General features: G+C 72.2%; 12 protein-coding genes. 7 read left to right on the top strand and 5 right to left on the bottom strand.

Translation table 11 applies throughout. From position 1 onward, the window contains the following. Positions 1–101: 101 nt before the first annotated feature. The gene (gene aceB / locus KLI87_RS15070) at positions 102–1709 is read right to left on the bottom strand and encodes a malate synthase A (RefSeq protein ID WP_214617598.1); all 1608 of its coding nucleotides are present in this window, start codon (positions 1707–1709) and stop codon (positions 102–104) included. Positions 1710–1941: 232 nt separating this feature from the next. Here aceB and hflX point away from each other — a divergent pair, with 232 nt between their 5' ends. The 5 genes from hflX (at position 1942) to holA (ending at position 10605) form a co-directional block, all read left to right on the top strand. Continuing rightward, positions 1942–3372, top strand: coding sequence for a GTPase HflX (gene hflX / locus KLI87_RS15075; protein WP_156219273.1), 1431 nt, complete (start codon positions 1942–1944; stop codon positions 3370–3372). Between the two features lie 480 nt (positions 3373–3852). Then, positions 3853–5067, top strand: a complete 1215-nt coding sequence (gene hutI, locus KLI87_RS15080; RefSeq protein WP_156219274.1) for an imidazolonepropionase — start codon at positions 3853–3855, stop codon at positions 5065–5067. Positions 5068–5253: 186 nt separating this feature from the next. Continuing rightward, positions 5254–5991 carry a ComEA family DNA-binding protein gene (locus tag KLI87_RS15085; protein ID WP_214617599.1) on the top strand — a complete coding sequence of 246 codons (738 nt, stop codon included), beginning with the start codon at positions 5254–5256 and terminating at the stop codon, positions 5989–5991. A gap of 827 nt (positions 5992–6818) precedes the next feature. Then, on the top strand, positions 6819–8960 hold the full coding sequence (locus KLI87_RS15090) for a ComEC/Rec2 family competence protein (RefSeq protein WP_308166072.1): 2142 nt from the start codon (positions 6819–6821) through the stop codon (positions 8958–8960). A gap of 691 nt (positions 8961–9651) precedes the next feature. Beyond that, positions 9652–10605: a DNA polymerase III subunit delta gene (holA, locus tag KLI87_RS15095; protein ID WP_214617601.1), complete on the top strand. Its 954-nt coding sequence runs from the start codon at positions 9652–9654 to the stop codon at positions 10603–10605. Positions 10606–10760: 155 nt separating this feature from the next. On the opposite strand, the gene KLI87_RS15100 is transcribed toward holA, so the two are convergent. Both KLI87_RS15100 and KLI87_RS15105 read right to left on the bottom strand, forming a co-directional pair. Continuing rightward, a complete protein-coding gene (locus KLI87_RS15100) occupies positions 10761–11150 on the bottom strand; it encodes a nuclear transport factor 2 family protein (RefSeq protein WP_214617602.1) in 390 nt (129 codons plus the stop codon). Next, positions 11147–12334, bottom strand: a complete 1188-nt coding sequence (locus KLI87_RS15105; protein WP_214617603.1) for an MFS transporter — start codon at positions 12332–12334, stop codon at positions 11147–11149. The genes KLI87_RS15100 and KLI87_RS15105 overlap by 4 nt, the downstream gene beginning before the upstream one ends. 91 nt (positions 12335–12425) lie before the next feature. Here KLI87_RS15105 and KLI87_RS15110 point away from each other — a divergent pair, with 91 nt between their 5' ends. After that, positions 12426–12983, top strand: a complete 558-nt coding sequence (locus KLI87_RS15110) for a TetR family transcriptional regulator (RefSeq protein WP_214617604.1) — start codon at positions 12426–12428, stop codon at positions 12981–12983. 260 nt (positions 12984–13243) lie between these two features. On the opposite strand, the gene KLI87_RS15115 is transcribed toward KLI87_RS15110, so the two are convergent. Together KLI87_RS15115 and rpsT are read right to left on the bottom strand one after the other, a co-directional pair. Beyond that, positions 13244–13777, bottom strand: coding sequence for an RNA 2'-phosphotransferase (locus tag KLI87_RS15115; protein WP_214617605.1), 534 nt, complete (start codon positions 13775–13777; stop codon positions 13244–13246). Positions 13778–13825: 48 nt separating this feature from the next. Continuing rightward, the gene (gene rpsT, locus KLI87_RS15120) at positions 13826–14095 is read right to left on the bottom strand and encodes a 30S ribosomal protein S20 (protein ID WP_214617606.1); all 270 of its coding nucleotides are present in this window, start codon (positions 14093–14095) and stop codon (positions 13826–13828) included. A gap of 239 nt (positions 14096–14334) precedes the next feature. Between rpsT and lepA the strand changes: the two genes are divergently transcribed. After that, positions 14335–16173, top strand: coding sequence for a translation elongation factor 4 (gene lepA, locus KLI87_RS15125; protein ID WP_214617607.1), 1839 nt, complete (start codon positions 14335–14337; stop codon positions 16171–16173). The last annotated feature ends 18 nt before the right edge of the window (positions 16174–16191 follow it).

Here is a 16191-nt window from a genome sequence, read left to right on the forward strand (position 1 = left end):
TTTCACCTTCCTCCCGAGCCTGGAACGCCCGCAAGGTCCGTCTCACCTACAGGAAGGCCCTCGGAAGTCACGCCCCACAGGAGCCACCTCATTCCCTGGGGTCACTCCATGCGCTCGTAGGCGGGGGTGGTGAGGAACTCCGCGTACTCATCGGCCAGGGTCACTTCCTTGAACAGGGCCACGGCCTGGTTGTAGCGGGGCTCGTTGAACGCCTCGCCGAGTTCGGCGCGGATACCGGCCAGCTCCTCCTCCAGGATCCGCCCCACCAGCTCCTTGGTGACCTTCGGGCCGTCCTTCAGCGAGATCCCGTTGTAGATCCACTGCCACACCTGCGAACGGGAGATCTCGGCCGTCGCCGCGTCCTCCATCAGGTTGTGGATGGCGACCGCGCCCGCGCCGTCCAGCCACGTCGCGAGGTACCGCAGCGCCACGTCGATGTTGTTGCGCAGGCCCGCCTCGGTGATGTCGCCGGGGGTCGCCGCGACGTTCAGCAGGTCGGACGCGGAGACCCGCACGTCCTCGCGGAGCCGGTCGCGCTGGTTCGGCCGGTCGCCGAGCACGCCGTCGAACACCTCCCGGCACACCGGCACGAGGTCGGGGTGGGCGACCCACGACCCGTCGAAGCCGTCGCCGGACTCGCGGGTCTTGTCCGCCCGCACCTTCTCCAGCGCGACCTTGTTGACCTCCTCGTCCCGCCGGGACGGGATGAACGCCGCCATGCCGCCGATCGCGTGCGCGCCGCGTTTGTGGCACGTCCGGACGAGCAGCTCGGTGTAGGCGCGCATGAACGGCGCCGTCATCGTGATCGCGTTCCGCTCCGGCAGCACGAACCCGGCGCCCCGGTCCCGGAACTTCTTGATCACCGAGAACAGGTAGTCCCAGCGGCCCGCGTTCAGGCCCGCCGAGTGGTCGCGCAGCTCGTAGAGGATCTCCTCCATCTCGAACGCGGCCGGGATCGTCTCGATGAGCACCGTCGCGCGGATCGTCCCGCGCGGGATCCCCAGCGTGTCCTGCGCGAGGTCGAAGACGTCGTTCCAGAGCCGCGCCTCCAGGTGGCCCTCCATCTTCGGCAGGTAGAAGTAGGGGCCCTTCCCCTTGGCGATCTGCCTGCGCGCGCTGTGAAAGAAGTACAGGCCGAAGTCGAAGAGCGACCCGGACACGGGCTCGCCGTCCACGAGGACGTGCTTCTCCTCCATGTGCCACCCGCGCGGCCGGACGACGATGGTCGCGAGCTCCGCGTCGTCCTTGAGCGCGTAGGACCTGCCGGTCCGCGCGTCGGTGAAGTCGAGGGTGCGGTCCAGGGCGTCCCTGAGGTTGAGCTGGCCCTCGACCATGTTGGTCCAGAGCGGGGTGTTGGCGTCCTCGAAGTCGGCCAGCCACACCTTCGCGCCCGAGTTGAGCGCGTTGATGGTCATCTTCCGGTCGGTCGGGCCGGTGATCTCGACGCGGCGGTCCACCAGGCCCGGCGCGGGCTCGGCGACACGCCAGGAGTCGTCCTCCCGCACGGACGCGGTCTCGGGCAGGAAGTCCAGCGTCCCGCCCTCGGACAGCCCGCGCTGCCGCTCGGCCCGGGCCGCGAGCAGCTCCGCGCGCCGCGCGCCGAACTCGCGCTGCAGGAGGGCGAGCAGGCCGAGCGCCTCGGGCGTCAGGATCTCCTCGTACCGGTCCCCGAGGGGCCCGGTCACCTCGATGCCTTCCAGTCCAGCCATCGGCGCGACCTTTCGTCTAGCGAAATTCAACTTCTGTCTTGTGGAGAATGCTACGCGTCCACGTCGGGGCGGGTCCACGCGGGGCCGCACTCCTGTCGTGCCCGTCCCGCCCGCATGGCCTGCCCGTGCGCGCCCGCGCCAACCCGGGGTGATATTCGCGTGACCGCCCCTGCGGGCCGTGAGACGATCGCGGGGAAGATAAAGCCGCGCCGCGGCGTTCAACCGAGGACATATGACTCAACCTTTTTCTGCAGACCAGACACCGGACGAGATCGACTTCGAGCCCATGACGGGCGAACTCGACCTTGAGGACCGGAAGGCCCTGCGACGCGTCGCCGGGCTGTCCACCGAGCTGACCGACGTCACCGAGGTCGAGTACCGCGCGCTGCGGCTGGAGCGGGTCGTCCTCGTCGGCGTGTGGACCGAGGGCACGGCCGAGACGGCCGAGAACTCCCTGCGCGAACTCGCGCTCCTCGCCGAGACCGCGGGCTCGGAGGTCCTGGAGGGCCTCGTCCAGCGCCGGTCCCGTCCCGACCCCGCGACCTACATCGGCTCCGGCAAGGCGGCCGAACTGCGCGACATCGTCATCTCCACCGGCGCCGACACCGTCATCTGCGACGGCGAGCTGGCGCCGAGCCAGCTCCGGCACCTGGAGGAGACCGTCCAGGTCAAGGTCATCGACCGGACCGCGCTGATCCTCGACATCTTCGCCCAGCACGCCAAGAGCCGCGAGGGCAAGGCCCAGGTGGAGCTCGCCCAGCTCAACTACCTCCTGCCGCGCCTGCGCGGCTGGGGCGGGAACCTGTCCCGGCAGGTCGGCGGGCGCGCCGCGGGCGGCGTCGGCATCGGCGGCCGCGGCCCCGGCGAGACCAAGATCGAGCTGGACCGGCGCCGGATCCGCACCCGGATGGCCAAGCTGCGCCGCCAGATCGCCGAGATGTCCAAGGCGCGCGACACCAAGCGCGGCGAGCGCCGCCGCAACGCCGTGCCCGCCGTCGCCATCGCCGGCTACACCAACGCCGGCAAGTCGTCCCTGCTCAACCGGCTCACCGGCGCCGGGGTCCTGGTGGAGAACGCGCTGTTCGCCACCCTCGACCCCACCGTCCGGCGCGCCGAGACGCCCGGCGGCCGCGCCTACACGCTCGCCGACACGGTCGGGTTCGTCCGGCACCTGCCGCACCAGCTCGTCGAGGCGTTCCGCTCGACGCTGGAGGAGGTCACCGACGCCGGGCTCGTCCTGCACGTCGTGGACGGCTCCGACCCCGACCCCGAGGCGCAGCTCGACGCGGTCCGCGAGGTGCTGCGCGAGATCGGCGCCGCCGACATCCCCGAGCTGGTCGTCATCAACAAGGCCGACGCCGCCGACGAGCTGGCCCTCGCCCGCCTCCAGCGCCGCGAGCCGCACAGCGTCGTCATCTCCGCCCGCACCGGCCTCGGCATCGAGGAGCTGCGCGCGGCGGTGGAGGCCGCCCTGCCCGGCCTGGAGAGCGAGCTCCACGCGCTGGTGCCCTACGACCGCGGCGCCCTCGTCGCGCAGGTGCACGAGCGCGGCGAGGTGTTGAAGCAGGAACATGTCGCCGAGGGCACTATGCTGCATGCCCGGGTGCCGGGCGACCTCGCCGGGGAGCTGTCCCCCTACGAGGTTCTGGCTCCGACCGTCTGACGGTCGCCCCAGGTCAGACCAAAGGACCGTAACCCGCTTTCGGACGCGTCCGAAAGCGGGTCGACGCCTCGTCCTGGTCGCTGAACGGTGACAGCTTCTCCATTTGGCTTGACGGTGCCGTTGGATTCCGTACGGTCGTAGAGCTAAGGGGCTGGGGTGATGGCTGTCGATGCGGTACGACCAGAGGTTGTCGGACGGGCCTTCAGTGCACTACCGTGACGAAACCGATATCTCCGGTCTCGTTGCCAGCGGTGGTCCCACGACCACCCGACCCTCCAGCGGTGATTCGCCGGCACCCAGTCGGCGTTTCGGATCGAGAGCAGGTGGCCCACTCCATGGCACGTCCCCGCACCGGCACGAGAGCAAGCGGCGCACCGCGCCCCACCCGGGCTGCGGGCCCCGACGGCCACCCGGGACGCCCTTCCGCGGCGTCCGCCACAGCGCCCCGCGGCGCCTCGCTCCACCCAGGTCGGTGACCCGATGACGGTACGGCTGTTGACGAACATCGGCAGGCTCTGGACGGGCACCGACGTCTGCAGCAACGCCGCCGTGCTCATCCACGACGACCACATCGTCTGGGCGGGCCCCGCGTCCGAACTGCCGCAGAGCGTCCCCGGCGTCATCGACGACATCGTCGACGTCGACCACGTGGAGAACCTCGGCGGCGGCCTGGTCACCCCCGGCCTCATCGACGCGCACTCCCACCCGGTCTACGCGGGCAACCGCTGGGCCGAACTCGCCATGCGCACCAGCGGCTCGTCCCACTCCGCCATCGCGGCGGCGGGCGGCGGCGTCAACTCCACCGTCACCGTGACCCGGGGCACCGACCCCTGGACGCTGTGCAACGGCGTCCGCGAGCGCCTCCGCCAGTGGATCCTCGCCGGAACCACCACCGTCGAGGCCAAGACCGGCTACCACCTCACCCGCGACGGCGAACTCGCCGACATCCGGATGCTGCGCTCCCTTGAGGGCGAGCCGTCCATGCCGCGCATCCACGCGACCTTCCTCGCCGCGCACATCCTGCCGCCCGAGTTCTTCGGCCGCCGCCGCGACTACATCGAGGCCGTCCGCCTCTGGGCGGGCGACGCCGCCGTCGCGGGCGCCGACAGCATCGACGTCTACTGCGACGAGGGCCACTTCACCGCCGAGGAGGCCCGCGCCCTGCTGCTCACCGGCAAGCGCGCCGGCCTCAAGGCCCGCATGCACGCCTGCGCCAACGAGCGCGTCGGCGCCGCACAGGTCGCCGCCGAGGTCGGCTGCGCCTCCGCCGACCTGCTCACCCAGGCCAACGACGACGACATCAAGGCCCTCGCCCACGCCGGCGTCACCGCCACCGTCTGCCCCGGCAGCGCCCTCAACAGCAGCCGCGCCCCGGCACCCGTCCGGCAGATGATCGACCGCGGCGTCACCGTCGCCCTCGGCACCGACCACAACCCGGGCCAGTGCGGCATCACCTCCATGCCGCTCGTCATCGGCCTGTCCGTCGCCATGTTCGGCCTCAGCGTCACCGAGGCCCTCCGCGCCGCCACCCTCGGCGGAGCCGCCGCCCTGCGCGTGGGCGACCGCGGGTCCCTGGCCCCGGGCATGCTCGCCGACATCGTCCTGTGGGACGCCGACCACGAGGGCGCGTTCGCCTGGGCCTTCGGCCTCCGAGCCCTCCGCGTCTGGCGAGGCGGCACCCCCGTCCAGCCCTGACCCACCCGTCGCACTGACGAGCACCCGCGACCCGGCGCCTCCCCGTGGCCCTCGACAACGTGGGCACCGGTCCCTGCCGTAGCGGCGGACATCGACGACGGTGCCGATCCATGCGGTCGCGGAGAGTTATCCACAATTCCCCGCTGCTCTTCCAAGCCCCTCGCGCCCGCCCCTAGCGTCGGACGCATGAGAGCCAGTGATCAGGACCGTCAACGGTCCCCCCGCGAGCGTTTGAAGATCGCCGCCGACCCGCCGGACGAACCGCCCGCCGCCCGGTTACGAGCCGGCCCCGAGCGCTCCCACATCCGCGTCATCGTCGTCGTCGCGGTGGTCGCGGCCCTCGTCGCCGTCGGCTACCTCTGGCTGGCCCGCCCGCGCCCGCAGGCCGCCTCCGCGTCCTCGATGGCGACGGCCTCCCTGTCGGGCGCCCCGTCCGCGCCCACCGCCGTGACCGAACCCCCGACCACCCCGGTGGCAGGGACGGCGCCCTCCACGGTGACCGTCCACGTCCTCGGCAAGGTCCGCCATCCCGGCGTGATCACGTTGCCCTCCGGCTCCCGCGTCGCCGAGGCGATCAAGGCTGCGGGCGGGGTCCGGCCGGGCGCGGGAACGGGTTCGCTCAACCTCGCCCGCAAGGTCGTCGACGGGGAGCAGATCCCGGTCGGCATCCGCACGACCACCCCCGAGGCCGCCCCATCGGTTCCCACGACCTCTCCCGGCACGCCGGGGAGCACGCCCATCGACCTGAACACCGCGACCGTCGAACAACTCGACCAGCTACCCGGCGTCGGCCCCGTCCTGGCGCAGCGCATCATCGCCTACCGGACGCAGCAGGGCGGCTTCCGCTCCGTCGATCAGCTCCAGGAGGTCAACGGCATCGGAGCCCGCCGCTTCGCCGACCTCAAAGCGATGGTCCGCGTATGAGGACCGCCGACCTCCGCCTGATCGCCCCGGCCCTGGCCACCTGGCTCACGGCCGCCCTCACCATCGGCCTTCCTCCGGCGCTCATCTACACGCTGGCGGCCCTGGCGGCTCTCGCGGCCATCTACCTCCTCGCCACCCACGACCCCCGCCAAACCCACTCACCCCAGCACCCAGAACCAACCACCACCCAGCAAGAACCCACACTCCCCGCCCGCCCCTCAACAACCCCCTCGGCCGCACCGCCGTCCCGCCTCGCCCCACCCCCTCCCGAGCACGTCCCACCACAGCCCCACCACACTGACGAACCAGCCGCCATACAGGGTCCAGACGACCCCTGGCATCCACCCCCACCGGACACCCCCTTCCACCCAGAGGCCCCGAGCGAAGCAGCGGAGAGCGAAGAGCGCCCGGACGGGTCCGTCGCAGGCGGGTCGGCGGGGCGGTATTCCGGGGGCCCGCTGGAAGGGTCGAGTGACCCCTCCTGGTGCCCGCCTTCGCAGGAGACTCCTCCCGGCCCGGAGACCGCGAGCGGGGGTGTGGAGGGCGAAGAGCGACCGGACGGGGCCGACGCACGCCGGTCGGCGGAGCGGTCTTCGGCGGGCCCGTTGGAAGAGCCGGGCGACTCTTGGAGCTCGCCCCCGCCGGAGAGCCACGTGCCGGGCAGGCCCTACGTGCCGGAGGCCGCGAGTGGGGGAGGGGGGAACGGACAGCGGCCGGGTCGGCGTGTTCCCAGGCCGCCTTCGGGGCGCCATAGGGCGGACGAGGGCGGCCGCCCCGCTGCCGAACCAACTCCACGGCGCAGACGTCTGCTCGACTGGCGCTTGGCGGTGCTGCCCGCTTGGCGGGAGCTGCGGGCGCGTCGGGTGCTGGTGGGGGTGGCCCTCGTGTGCGCGGCGGCCTCCGCCGCCGGGGTGGCGCTGCGGTCGAGCGCCGTCGAGACGGGGCCGGTTCGGGACCTGGCCCGGTCCGGACGCTCGGCGACGGCCGACGCGGTCATCACGGGCGACCCGAAGGCGAAACCGGGCAAACGCCGACCCGTCATCATCTTGCGGGCGCGTGTGGAAGTGGTGGCGCGCGCAAGAGTGCGGGTTCCGGTGCTGCTGATCGCGGGTGATCCCAGCTGGCTCCGCCTTCTCCCCGGCCAGCGCGTGCGGTTCCATGGCGGATTCCGAACACCGCGCAGGGCCGAGCTGCTTGCGGCGGTTGTGATCGTCGGAGGCCCGCCCACCGTTCTCGGGAGGCCGTCCGCTCCGCAGCGCGCCGCCGAGCATGTCCGGGCCAGACTCCGAGCGGCGGTCGATCGGCTGCCCGCCGACCAGCGCGGCGTGCTGCCCGGCATGGTCGTCGGCGACACCTCCCGGCTGGACCCGGGGCTCGCCGAGGAGTTCAGGACCGCCGGTCTCACACATCTGCTGGTGGTGTCCGGTGCGAACCTGGCCATCGTCATCGGCGCGGTGCTCGGCCTCTGCCGTCTCGCGGGCCTCGGAGGGCGGCGGGCGCCGCCCCTCGCGGCGCTCGCGGTGTTCGCGTTCGTCGTTGTCGCACGGCCGGAGCCGAGCGTGCTGCGCGCGACCGTCATGGGGCTGATCGGCCTGCTCGCGCTGCTCACCGGCCGGCAGCGCCATGGCCTGCCCGCCCTCGGCGCGGCCGTCCTGCTGCTGGTCCTGATCGACCCTGTGCTTGCGCGGTCGTACGGGTTCGCGCTCTCGGTCCTGGCGACCGCCGGTCTGCTCGTCCTGGCTCCCGCCTGGCGGGAACGGCTCGCACGTCGGCTGCCCGGTCCCCTCGCGGACGCGCTCGCCGTCACGGCCGCCGCGGAAGTGGCGGTGGCTCCGGTGCTGGTGATGCTCTCCGGAGAGCTGGGCGTCGTATCAGTGTTCGCGAACCTGCTGGCCGCACCCGCCGTGGCCCCCGCCACGCTCCTCGGCGCCCTCGCGGCGGTCACCGCGCTCATCTCGCTGCCGCTCGCCCGCGTCCTGGTGTGGCCCGCCGGCCTCGCCGTCGGCTGGATCGCCTGGATCGCCAGAACGGCCGCTCACCTCCCCTACGCCACGATCCCCTGGACGCCCGGCGGCTTCGGCGCCATCACCGTGCTGCTCGCCGGCGGTGTCGCCGTCCTGATCCTGCGCAGCCGTCGGCTCCGCCTCATCGCGGCCGCGGCCATGGCCGGGGTACTGGTCGCCGTCGTCGCCCTCCGCGTCCTGGCTCCGGCCTGGCCGCCGCCAGGCTGGCAGATGGTCGCGTGCGACGTCGGTCAGGGCGACGCCCTGGCCTTGGCCGCCGGTCCAGGGCAGGCCGTCGTCGTGGACACCGGTCCGGACCCCGCCCCGGTCGACGCCTGTCTGCGGCGCCTCGGCGTCCGGGACGTTCCGTTGCTCATCCTGACCCACCCGCATGCCGACCACATCAACGGCACGTCCGGCGTCCGTCACGGCCGCGCCGTCCGCGAGATCCTGACGACCCCGCGCACATCCGGCCGCGAGGCACGTCTCGTGTCCGGCCTCGCCCCTCGCTCCGCTCTCGCCGGTCAGCAATGGACGGTCGGTGACCTCACGCTCTCGATCCTCGGCCCCCGGGCCGCCGCCCCCGCTCTCATACCGGGCGACGACGGCACGACCATCAACAACGCCAGCGTCGTCCTGGTCGCGCGAAGGCCCGGCTTCAGCGCCCTCCTGGCCGGCGACGTCGAGACCGAAGCCCAGCGGGCCCTGCTGGGGGACGTCCCGCACGTGCAGGTCCTGAAGGTTCCGCACCACGGTTCCCGGAGCCAACTCCCAGCCTTCCTGGCGGCCGCCCACGCCTCGATCTCCCTCATCTCGGTCGGCGCGCAGAACGACTACGGTCACCCGTCCGCCTTCGCCCTCGACCTACTGAAAGGTCTCCATACCCAGGTCCACCGCACCGACAGGGAGGGCGACATCGCGGTGATCCGCACCACCGGCGGCGTAGCGGCCGTACCTCGCCACTGAAGTGGAGAGGCCCATCCCACCCCGTCCCACACCAGAGGACAGCGATCGGAGCCGCCTCCGCCCCTTCGCCTCCGCCAGCCCATCCGGGGTTGTCTCGCCTAAGCCGCGTCGCCTCCACCCAAACGCCCGCGCCTGCGCCTACCGCGCCTGCGCCTACCGCGCCTGCGCCTACGACGCCCGCGCCTGCGCCTACGACGCCCGCGCCTACGGCTACCGCGCTCGCGCCTACTGTGCCCGCGCCTGCGGCTACCGCGCCTGCGCCTACTGTGCCCGCGCCTGCGGCTACCGCGCCTCCGTCATTTCGTCCTGGGCTGTCTCGCTGGGACAGCTCCCCTCGTGGGGCGCGGGCACTGTGTCGCCCCTGTCAGCGCGCGTCTGCTGACCTGAAGATCACCCAGCGGGGGCGGCGCCGGGGAGGGCGAGTCCTAATGTGGCGGCGGTGACTTGCGGTGAGTGCCCTGGTGCCGACGTCGGGGAGCGGCGGAGCCTGGGGCGGTATGGATGGACTCTTTCGCTGGGGGGTGCGGGCCTTCCGGGGCGTCGGGTTGTTGACGGCCGGTCGTCAGTGCGTCCGGGCGGTGCTCCGTTGCGCGTCGGCGATCGTCGGAGTTCGGTCCGGCGATGGGGCTGGGGGCCTTGTGACTTTGGAGGGGTGGCACGGACGGGAGGGTGGGCGTGGCATGCTGCTGGGGTGTCAGTTGAGGCCATCATCCTGATCGTGGGCGACGAGGAACTCCTGGTGGACCGGGCGGTCGGCGACATCGTCGCGGCCGTGCGGGGGGAGGACCCCGAGGCCGAGGTGACCGACCTGGGCCCCGGCGGGCTGGAACCGGGGCGGCTCGCGGAGATGACCTCCCCCTCGCTCTTCGGGGGTGGAAAGGTCCTTGTGCTGCGGTCGGCCCAGGACCTGGGGAAGGACCTCACCGCCGAGGTGCTCAACTACGCGAGGACACCGGCGGAGGATGTCGTCCTCGTCGCCGTCCACCACGGCGGTGCCAAGGGCAAGGCGCTCGTGGACGGGCTGACGAAGCTCAAGGCGCGCAAGATCTCATGCCCCAAGATCAGCAAGATGGGGGAGCGCGTCGACTTCGTGCGCGCGGAGATCCGCAAGGCAGGCGGGAAGGTCTCGCCGGACGGCGCGCGCGCCCTGCTGGACGCCGTCGGGAACGATCTGCGGGAACTCGCCGCCGCGTGCAGCCAGTTGGTCGCCGACACCGGCGGAAAGGTCGATGACGCGGCGGTCGCGCAGTACTACCGGGGCCGTGCCGAGGTCAGTGGGTTCACGGTGGCGGACAAGGCGATCGAGGGCCGCCTCGCCGACGCCCTGGAGCAACTCCGGTGGGCGCTCGCGACGGGTGTGGCGCCGGTACTGATCGTCAGCGCGCTCGCCCAGGGGGTCCGCGGGCTGGCCAAGGTCGGCGGCGCCCCTCGCGGCGCGCGCGGAGCGGCGCTCGCGAAGGACCTGGGCATGCCGCCGTGGAAGATCGAGCGTGTCCAGAAGCAACTGCGCGCCTGGTCGGCCGACGGGGTCGCCCGCGCCCTGGCCGCGGTCGCCGAGGCCGACGCCCAGGTCAAGGGCGGCGCGGCCGATCCCGCGTATGCGCTGGAGAAGACGATCGCCGACATCGTCGCCGCCCGAGGCTAGTCGCCCGCCTTCGTCCGCCCTGCGTTCAGCGCTTTCCGCTCGCCGGGCAGGGCTCGGTGAACCACACGCACGGGCCTGGAGGTGCGGAGGAAGGCGCGGCGCGAGCGTCGGCGTGCGGGCGGCGCCGCCCTGGAGAGGGCGGCGCCCGTCTCTTGTCAGGTGAGTTGGGCCTGGAAGATTCTTTGGTCGAAATAGGCTCGGGCCTCGCGGATCAGGCCCGCGCCGTCCAGCTCGTAGACGTTGATGCCTGACCAGTTCACGGGCGTTCCCGACAGGGAGACGGCCGCGCCTCGCCAGGAGACGGCGGTGAACCCGCCGACCGTGTGGGCCTGCATCGGGGTCAGGCCGAGGAAGGGGCGGAAGCGCGGCAGCACCGAGGCGATGAAGTCGGCGATGGCGTCCCGGCCGATGAGGGGCGGCTGTCCGACGGGGTCGTGGAACACGCCGTCCGCGGCGAAGGTCGCCGCCCACGCGGTGGCGTCGCCCTCCTGGGAGGCGGCGAAGAAGCGGAGGACGGCCGGGGGCATGGCTGGGAAGGTCATCATGTGCCTTTCGTGTCGTGGCGCCGGACGGCGGGGATGACCGCCAGCCCGGCGAGGGCGAGGAGTGCTTGGACGGCGCAGACGCCGCCCCAACCGCAGGTGCCGTAGACGGCGCTGGCCAGCGCCGCGGACAGGGCGCCGCTCAGGAACGCCGCGACCATGTACACGGTGTTGGCGCGGCTGCGGGCGTGGGGGACGTGGGTGAAGATGCGCGCCTGGTTGGCGATCTGGCTCCACTGCACGGCGAGGTTGCCCAGCAGGATGGCCGCGACCATGCAGGCGAGGACGGAGCGTCCGGCGGCATAGGCGCCCGCCGCGACGAACGTCAGCACCGCCGCGGCCGTCAGGATCGGTGCCGCGCCGCGCCGGTCGACGAACCGGCCCGCCCACGGCGCGGCGACGGCGCCGGACAGGCCGAGGAGTCCGAACAGTCCGGCTTTCGCGCTGCCGTAGTCGTAGGGGTCGTGCGTCAGGACGAGGACCAGCGTCGTCCACGTGGCGTTGTAGGCGCCGAACAGGGCGCCGTGCATCAGGCACGCGTGCCGCAGGACGGGCTCCCGGCGCCACACGCCGGGCAGTGACGCCAGGAGCCGTACGTAGGGGACGCCGTCGCGCTTCTCCTCGGCGGGCAGCAGGCTCACCGTGACCAGGCCCGTCAGGCCGGTCAGCACGGCCGCCAGGAGATAGACGGCCCGCCACCCCATCGCCCCGCCGACCACGCCGCCGACGACGCGGGCGCCGATGATGCCGGTCATCAGGCCGATCTGGATGTTGGCGACCACGCTCGCGCGCCGTTCGGGCGGCGCCAGCTCGGCGGCCAGCGGGACCAGGACCTGCGGCACCACCGTCGCCCCGCAGGCCAGGGCGGCCGCGGCGGCGAGGAGGCCGAGGCCGGGCGCGGCCGCGGCGACCAGCAGCATCACCACGGTGGCGGCCAGCATCCCGGTCAGCAGCGGCCCTCGCCGCCGCGCGTCGCCCAGCGGGACGAGGAAGAGGATGCCGGCCGCGTAGCCGAACTGGGCACAGGTGACGACGCTCCCGGCCGCCGCCGGGGAGACGCCGAGCCCGCGCGCGAACAGATCCAGGAGGGGCTGTGACAGGTAGACGTTGGCGACCGTGGCGCCGCTGCACACCGCCATCGCCGTGAACAGCACCGGTCGTGCCGCCGGGGCCCGCACCGCGACCATCGTGTCCTCCAATCGAACGAACTAGTTGGTTCGAATTGTGCGGCACGGTCTCCGGTGATGTCAAACGAACCGGTTCGTTACAATGCGGGGCATGGCCTATGACTCAGCGGCGACCAGGGAGCGCATCCTCGCGGCGGCGTCCGCCGAGTTCGCCGAGCACGGGGTCGCCGGTGCCCGGGTGGACCGCATCGCCGCGAGCGCCGAGGCCAACAAGCGGGCCATCTACGACTACTTCGGCGACAAGGACAGGCTGTTCGCCGCCGTCCTCGAACGCCTCATGACCGACCTCGCCGCCGCCGTCCCGCTGGACGGCGACGATCTCGGCGACTACGCGGAGCGGCTGTTCGACTACCATCGCGATCACCCCGAGGCCCTGCGCCTGCTTCTCTGGGAGGCGCTCGAACTCGGCGACGGCCCCGTTCCCGACGAGACCCGCCGTACCGCCCACTACCAGGACAAGAGCCGCGCCGCCGGCAAGGCGGCGGGCGACCCGGCCACGCTGATGCTCCTCACCCTGGGCCTGGTGGCCTGGCCGCTGGCGATGCCGCAGCTCAGGCGCATGCTCCTCGGCCCCGACCACTCGCTGGACGCGCTCAGGCCCGCGATCGCCGACGCCGTCCGGGCCCTCGCCGCCCGCGACCGGTTGTAAGAGCGATCCCTGTCAGAGGCCGAGCGGGAGGGCGCCCGCGCTGGAGCGCCGTCGCGATGGGGTCCCGCGCAGGTCTCCCGGGTCGTTCGATCCGTGCCGGGAACGCGCGTCGCGAGGTCACCAGCGCCCGCGTGTTCGAGGCCGCCGCCCGCGCCGACGTCGGTCAGACGGGAGTCCTGCCCGGCGATCCCCATGATCGCCGCCTGGCACGGGCCCGGGAAGGCTGTTCGCGGATGCGGATGCGGACGCGGCGCCCGGGGTCAGGCCAGGTACTCGGGTGGGACGTGGGAGGTCAGCCATACGCCGTTCGGGCTGAGCTGGAAGGTGTGCCCGGCGGCGGCCATGCGGCCGGACCGGACGGCCAGGACGACCGGCTCGCCCCGGCGGGACCCCACCGATCGGGCCGTCTCGCGGTCCGGGGAGAGGTGGACGGCATGGCGGTTCATGGGGCGCAGGCCCTCGCGGTGGATCGCGGGGAGGAAGCGGGCCACGGTGCCGTGGTAGAGGAACTCCGGGGGAGTGGCCGAGGGGTGCGCGAGGTCCACGCCGATCGAGTGGCCCTGGACGGCGCGGATCCGGTCGCCGTCGAGGGCGTAGCGCCGTTTGTCGTTGGCGGCCACGACGTGTTCCAGCTCGGCGCGGGTGAACGGGAAGCCGTGCCGGGCGGCGGCCGCGAGGAGGGCGGGGACCTCGGCCCAGCCCGCCGGGTCGAGGGTGAGGCCGATCCGCCCGGGGTCGTGCCTGAGGTGTTTGGCGAGGTACTTGGAGATCCTCACCAGCCGTCGCTCGTCCATGACGCGCGTCGGGGCCGGCGCGTGCGGCCGGCCCCGGGACGTGCGGCCCTACTTGGCCTGGAGGGCGGCGGCCTGCCGGGCGATCGCCGACTTGCGGTTGGCGGCCTGGTTCTTGTGGATGACGCCCTTGCTGGCGGCCTTGTCGAGCTTGCGGGCCGCGTGCCGCTGGGCGGCGTTGGCCTGGTCGACGTCGCCGGCCTCGGCGGCCTCGCGGAACTTGCGGATCGCCGTCTTCAGCTCGGACTTGACGGCCTTGTTGCGCAGGCGGGCCTTCTCGTTCTGCTTGTTGCGCTTGATCTGGGACTTGATGTTAGCCACGTCGTAGTGCCTCAGCCTTGGTTGCGATCCTGGCCCGCAGTCGCTCGATGCGGGCTCCGACGAATGTCTGACGGGGGCGGACGGTGCCCCGGGGCACGACGCTACGCCACACGCAGTCGCACAGCCTACCAAGCGCGCGGCCCCTCCCCAAACCGGGACGTGCACGGAGCATCGCGTCCGGCATGGGACCATGGAGGCTACAGATCCATGTCCACCTGTGAGTTTCGAAACGGACCCCGGTGCCAGCGCCTGACACGACCGATCCCGCGATCATCCGCAACTTCTGCATCATCGCGCACATCGACCATGGCAAGTCGACGCTCGCCGACCGGATGCTCCAGTTGACGGGGGTGGTCGAGGAGCGCCAGATGCGCGCCCAGTACCTCGACCGCATGGACATCGAGCGCGAGCGCGGCATCACGATCAAGAGCCAGGCCGTCCGGCTGCCCTGGACGGCCGACGGCGTCGACCACGTGCTCAACCTGATCGACACGCCCGGCCACGTCGACTTCTCCTACGAGGTGTCGCGGTCGCTGGCGGCGTGCGAGGGCGCGGTGCTGCTGGTGGACGCGGCGCAGGGCATCGAGGCGCAGACGCTGGCGAACCTGTACCTGGCGCTGGAGGCCGACCTGCACCTGATCCCGGTGCTCAACAAGATCGACCTGCCCGCGGCGCAGCCCGACAAGTACGCCGAGGAGCTGGCCGGGATCATCGGCTGCGACCCCTCCGACGTGCTGCGGGTGTCGGGCAAGACCGGCGAGGGCGTCCGGGAGCTGCTCGACAAGATCGTCCAGGAGGTCCCGGCTCCGGTCGGCGACCCCGACGGCCCGGCGCGGGCGCTGATCTTCGACTCGGTGTACGACACCTACCGGGGCGTGGTCACCTATGTCCGGATCATCGACGGGCGGCTGTCGCGGCGCGAGAAGAGCCTGATGATGTCGACGGGCGCCGCGCACGAGACGCTGGAGGTCGGCGTGATCTCCCCGGAGCCCAAGCCCGTCCAGGGGCTCGGGGTCGGCGAGGTCGGCTACCTGATCACCGGGGTGAAGGACGTCCGGCAGGCCCGGGTGGGCGACACCGTCACCGGCGCGAGCCGGGTCGCGCCGCAGGCGCTCGGCGGCTACCAGGACCCGAAGCCCATGGTGTTCTCCGGCCTGTACCCGGTGGACGGCGACCAGTACCCCGAGCTGCGCGACGCGCTCGACAAGCTGCGGCTGAACGACGCCGCGCTGATCTACGAGCCGGAGACCTCGGCGGCGCTCGGGTTCGGGTTCCGCTGCGGGTTCCTCGGGCTGCTGCACATGGAGATCGTCCGGGAGCGGCTGGAGCGCGAGTTCGACCTCTCGCTGATCTCGACCGCGCCGAACGTCGTCTACCGCGTCGTCATGGAGGACGGGACGGAGCACACCGTCACCAACCCCAGCGAGTTCCCCGAGGGCAAGATCGGCGACGTGTACGAGCCGATCGTCAAGGCGACGCTGCTGTCCCCGTCCGACCACATCGGCGCGATCATGGAGCTGTGCCAGGGCCGGCGCGGGATGCTGCTCGGCATGGACTACCTCTCGGAGGACCGCGTCGAGATCCGCTACACGCTGCCCCTCGCCGAGATCATCTTCGACTTCTTCGACCAGCTCAAGTCGCGGACGCGCGGGTACGCCTCGCTCGACTACGAGCCGAGCGGCGAGCAGGAGTCCGACCTCGTGAAGGTCGACATCCTCCTCCAGGGCGAGTCGGTCGACGCCTTCAGCCAGATCGTCCACCGCGACAAGTCGCGCGAGTACGGGCTGATGATGACCGCGAAGCTCAAGGAGCTGATCCCGCGCCAGCAGTACGAGGTGCCGATCCAGGCGGCGATCGGCGCGCGCATCATCGCGCGCGAGAACATCCGCGCCATCCGCAAGGACGTCCTCGCCAAGTGCTACGGCGGCGACATCTCCCGCAAGCGCAAGCTGCTGGAGAAGCAGAAGGAGGGCAAGAAGCGGATGAAGACCATCGGCCGGGTGGACGTCCCGCAGGAGGCCTTCGTCGCCGCGCTGTCCACCGGTGGCGGGGAGTCCACGGACAAGGGCAAGAAGTAGCCTCTAATCCCACCGAAC

Source organism: Actinomadura sp. NEAU-AAG7 (assembly GCF_018603865.1).
GTDB classification, from domain to species: Bacteria; Actinomycetota; Actinomycetes; order Streptosporangiales; family Streptosporangiaceae; genus Spirillospora; species Spirillospora litoris.